Origin of the sequence: Mesorhizobium sp. M1E.F.Ca.ET.063.01.1.1 (genome assembly GCF_003998155.1) — a bacterium.
GTDB lineage: Bacteria > Pseudomonadota > Alphaproteobacteria > Rhizobiales > Rhizobiaceae > Mesorhizobium.
Map to the genome: position 1 here is coordinate 1 of NZ_RZSC01000484.1, position 4,585 is coordinate 4,585.

Below are 4,585 nucleotides of genomic sequence, written 5' to 3' on the forward strand. Positions count from 1 at the left end.
CGATGAACTTCATGCTGACCGACAGAAAACTGCACCAGCGGGCCAAGCCGACCGCCGACGATTTCAGGAAAGGCGCGATCAGCCGGCGCGAATATCTGGCGCTTATGGCCGGCTTGGGCGTCAGCGCCGCCGGTGCCCTGGCGCTCGGCGGGCTTACCCCCTCGCCTGCCCGCGCCGAGGAGCCTAAAAAGGGCGGCGTGCTCCGCGTCGCCATGAACGTCAAGGGCTTCAAGGATCCGCGCACCTTCGACGGCGTCGAAATGTCGAATGTCGCGCGCCACTGCAACGAATATCTGGTGCGCTGGAAAACCGACTTCACCTTCGAGCCGTGGCTGCTCGAAAGCTGGGAGACCAGCGACGACGCCAAGACGATCACGCTTCACGTGCGCAAGGGCATCACCTGGTCGAACGGCGACGCGTTCAACGCCGACGACGTCATCCACAATCTCAACCGCTGGTGCGATGCCTCGGTCGCCGGCAATTCGGTCGCCGCGCGCATGGGCGCGCTGGTCAACGCGGACACCAAGAAGCCGGTCGACGGCGGCATCCAGAGGGTCGACGACCACACGGTCAAGCTCAACCTGCCCAAGCCCGACATCTCGCTGATCGCCGGCATGGCCGACTATCCGGCGCTGATCATGCACCGCTCCTATGAGGGCGACGCCGACCCGAAGAAGGCTTTGGCCATCACCACCGGCCCCTGCGAACTGGTCAGCTGGGACGCCGAGACCGGCGCCGAGGTGAAGCGCAAGGACAAGCCCTGGTGGAAGGGCGAGTTCTATCTCGACGGCATCAAATGGGTCGACTACGGCTCCGATCCCAACGCCATGCTGTCGGCCTTCGAATCCGGCGAAATCGACACCGACCACGAGACCGCCTCGGACGCGGTGTCGCAGACTGACCAGATGGGCCTGCAGAATTCCGAGATCGCCACCGGCTCGACCATCGTCGCGCGCTTCAACGTCGGCAACGCGCCCTATGACGACGTCAAGGTGCGCCGCGCCGCCCAGCTCGCGGTCGACAACGCGGCGGTGCTGAAGCTCGGCCTCGACGGCAGGGGCAAGCCCGCCGACAACCACCATGTCGGCCCGATGCATCCTGAATTCGCCGATATCGGCCCGGCCAAGCGCGATGTCGAGGCGGCCAAGAAGCTGCTCGCCGAAGCCGGCAAGGCCGACCACGAATATGAGCTGATCTCCGTCGACGTCGAGTGGCAGAAGAGCACCGCCGATGCGATCGCGGCGCAGATCCGCGAGGCGGGCCTGAAGATCAAGCGCACCGTGCTGCCGGCCGCGACCTTCTGGAACGACTGGAGCAAGTTCCCCTATTCCTGCACCGAATGGCTCGGCCGTCCGCTCGGCGTCCAGGTGCTGGCGCTCGCCTACAAATCGGGCGCCGCCTGGAACGAAAGCGCCTATTCGAACAAGGAGTTCGACGAGCTTCTCGACAAGGCGCTGGCGACGCCCGACGCCGCCCAGCGCAAGGAGATCATGGCCAAGATCGAGCAGAACCTGCGCGACTCCGGCATCATCATCCAACCCTACTGGCGCTCGGTCTACCGCACCTACCGCAAGGGCGTGCATGGCTGCGAGCAGCACCAGGCGCTCGAGCAGCATTTCGAGAAGGTCTGGCTGGAAAGCTGATCCTCCCAGGACTGAGCTAGCCGGCGCGACGTTCAAAGCCGCGCCGGCCGTTTGCTAATTTGCCAAGCAGCCGCATTTCAGCACAGATTGCGCCTGACCGGCTTCCAGCCGGCTCGGAACTGCCTGACTTGCAAGGGAAACTCGCCGCGGCGGTCGCCAAGACAGACATGTCGATCACCTCGTCATGCCTGTGCCGGACAAGCCTGTTGTGACTGACTGCTGCGACGACTTGACCGGGTGCAGCCCTTATCGGCTACGAGAAAATCTCCGCCAGTTCGTCGGCGCCAGGGCCTTCCTTGACCTGCCGCAGTTCGGCATAGGTCGTTGCGAGAATGATCGAAAGCACCGTCCAGATGATCGCCGACACCATCGCCCCCTGGAATGTGAGCAGGACTATCGCCAGCGGCGAAAGGCTTTGCAGCGATACAAAGGTAAGTCCTAACTCAGTGGCCAGCCGCAGGCCTAGTAGCAGCCCAATGACGACAACCGAGATCAAGCCGAAAATCCACCAGCGGTACCCTTTCGTCAGGTCGCGGCTGCGCGACATCGAAGCGACCGTGCCTAGCCCCTCCGCCACGGAAACAGGAACCGCAACCGAAATTGCCACTCCCCACACAATACACGGCACGATCAACAGCAGAAACACCAGGCCTCCCGCTTGAGGCGAATAGGATAGTTCAACCGCAGCCGACCCGGATCGTGCGACAAAAACAACGAGGTAAATCGTGTAACCTATGCCCAGCACCGGAAAAATGTGCTGGAGCGCGGTCTGAACGCAGCTTGCAACCGATGGACGATTGCCATTGATTTCGCCAGCCGCGGCCTTCGACAAAACCGCCTGGCCGACAAGGTTCGGCACCGCACCGATCAACCCCGACGCCATGCTGAAACCCAAGTTGACCGACATTGGCCAGGGGCCGCTGCCAATCGCACCCAAATGAAACGCCAGCGTGGGCCAGTATCTGGTCGATAGATTGATCAGCGCCAGCGGCAAGGCGAAGAAGAGCGTGCCTGCTGCGATCGAGAAGATCGCATTCCGCCGCAGGAAGGCGGCGGCATTGCCGATTACCCTCCCCAGCCGGAATTTTTCACTTGGCCCCTGCGCTCCCAACGGCACAACTTCCGTCCGCTAGGAGAAGATTTCCGCCAGCTCATCCACGCTGGTGCCTTCCTTGGCCTGGCGCAGCTCGACATAGCTGACAGCGGTGGCCGTCGACATGATCGTTGCCATCACGGCCGAAACCGCGGCGCCGAGCACGGAGCCAATGACGCCGCCAAAGATATAGACGACGGTGCCAAGGACCGCCTGGATCACCATCGACAGGATTGCGAGGATCACGAACAGGCCGAAAAGCGACCAGCGGTTGCCTTTGGTCAGCACGCGGCTGCGCGACATGGAGCCGAACACGCCGAGACGCTCCTGCACCAGGACTGGCACCGAGACCGACCAGCCGAGCCACAAGATGATGCCTGGAACCAGCAGCAACAGGGAGGCAAGGCCCGCGCCGAGCGCGACCAGAATGCCAATGCCGATCGTCGGCAGAAGGCATTGAAGGGCGATCTGCACGCTGTCCCCAAAATCCGGTTTCTTGCCGTTCAGATCCTCGATCGTTGCCCTGACCAGGGCCGACTGCAGCATCAGCGACAGCAGGAAATAGACAAGCGCAAAAACGACGGTGAGGAGCGAGTCACGGATCGCCAGCTCCGGATTGTTCAGTGCGAGATTGGAAGGATCGCCGGCAGCCAGATTGGCCACGTGCGTTTCGTTCCAAAGCTGGAACAGGAATGCCGGCACGCCCGAAAAAATGAACGCCAACCCCACGCAAAGTCCGATGTTGCGCGTGATCACACCAAAAGTGGTGTTGAACACCCTGCCGATCTCGAATCTGCCGGGTCGTCCCAATGTCGCAGTGGTCATGATAGTTTCCCCCGAGTCGCCGCCGCATCAATTCGGCAACTTCAAAGTAAATTTGCCAAGATTGATCGGCCGCGTCCAGTGCACTTGCAATTGTCTAGGCATATTGCCAGTGTCGGAGCCGAACCGCAGGTTGCAGGGGGAACGCGCGGGTGACAGAACCGGGCACGGCCGACGCCGAATGGCTGGCCAGGATGCATAAGCAGTTGCTGGCGGATGATTCGATCCAGTTCGACCTGCCGACGCTGGTGCGGCCGGAACCGCCGGAATGGCTGAAGCCTTTGCTGGAAGCCCTGGCGAAGCTCGGCCCCTACATGATCTATCTGTTCTGGGGCGCGGTGATCACCGGCATCGCGATCATTGCTCTCCTGCTGGTCCTTGAAGCGAAGGGCGTCGCCTGGCGGCTGCCGTGGCGGCGCGCCCGCAAGGAGGATGAGGTGAAAGAGGAATGGCGCCCGGATGCCGGGGCTGCGCAAATCCTGCTCTCCGAGGCCGATGCGCTCGCGGCGCGCGGCGACTATGACGAGGCGGTGCATCTTCTTTTGCGCCGCAGCGTCGCCGACATCGCCACCCGCCTGCCCGACTTCCTGCGCCCGTCGCTGACCGCGCGCGACATCGCCGCGGCGAGTTCGATCCCGAGCCGCCCCCGCACCGCCTTCAGCGAGATCGCGCGCATCGTCGAGGCGGCGCTGTTTGCCCGCCGTCCGGTCGGCGCCGAGGGGTGGCGGCAGGCGCGCGGCGCCTACGAGCGCTTCGCCTTCCGGGATGCCTGGGCATGAGTACTGAGGCGACCGAGGCAGCCGAGGCGCCGTTCAGCCGCAGGACGCTGTTCTGGGGTATCTTCGCCAGCCTGCTGGCGGCTGCCGGTTTCTTCCTGCTCTCGACCTACGCTCCAGATTTCCGCCAGCCCGAAGGCGGCGCCACGCCGCTCTCCAAAGGCGGCACCGGCTATGCCGGGCTTGTCGAATGGCTGAAGCTCACCAACGGACAAGCACCGCCCATGGCGCGCGGCGAGAAGGATCTGGAA

4 protein-coding genes and 1 pseudogene are annotated in these 4,585 nt (G+C 63.4%); 3 read left to right on the top strand and 2 right to left on the bottom strand.

The genetic code is table 11. The features are described 5' to 3' along the window. Positions 1-2 precede the first annotated feature (2 nt). Entirely contained in the window at positions 3-1,643 is a 1,641-nt protein-coding gene (locus EOA29_RS25965) for an ABC transporter substrate-binding protein (RefSeq protein WP_127221809.1), read from the top strand. Between the two features lie 253 nt (positions 1,644-1,896). On the opposite strand, the gene EOA29_RS25970 is transcribed toward EOA29_RS25965, so the two are convergent. Next, a complete protein-coding gene (locus tag EOA29_RS25970; protein WP_127221810.1) occupies positions 1,897-2,760 on the bottom strand; it encodes a hypothetical protein in 864 nt (287 codons plus the stop codon). Between the two features lie 12 nt (positions 2,761-2,772). After that, positions 2,773-3,561, bottom strand: coding sequence for a hypothetical protein (locus EOA29_RS25975; RefSeq protein WP_126094304.1), 789 nt, complete (start codon positions 3,559-3,561; stop codon positions 2,773-2,775). Positions 3,562-3,710: 149 nt separating this feature from the next. Between EOA29_RS25975 and EOA29_RS25980 the strand changes: the two genes are divergently transcribed. Together EOA29_RS25980 and EOA29_RS25985 are read left to right on the top strand one after the other, a co-directional pair. Further along, entirely contained in the window at positions 3,711-4,337 is a 627-nt protein-coding gene (locus tag EOA29_RS25980) for a DUF4129 domain-containing protein (protein ID WP_245464698.1), read from the top strand. Next, positions 4,334-4,585: pseudogene (locus EOA29_RS25985) on the top strand (DUF4350 domain-containing protein); the annotation flags it as partial. The gene EOA29_RS25980 and the pseudogene EOA29_RS25985, both read left to right, overlap by 4 nt.

What these genes read in the sequence shown, in the direction of transcription:
- EOA29_RS25975 (WP_126094304.1), bottom strand. Translation starts at nt 3,561, where the DNA reads ATGACCACTGCGACATTGGGACGACCCGGCAGATTCGAGATCGGCAGG.
- EOA29_RS25965 (WP_127221809.1), top strand. Translation starts at nt 3, where the DNA reads ATGAACTTCATGCTGACCGACAGAAAACTGCACCAGCGGGCCAAGCCG.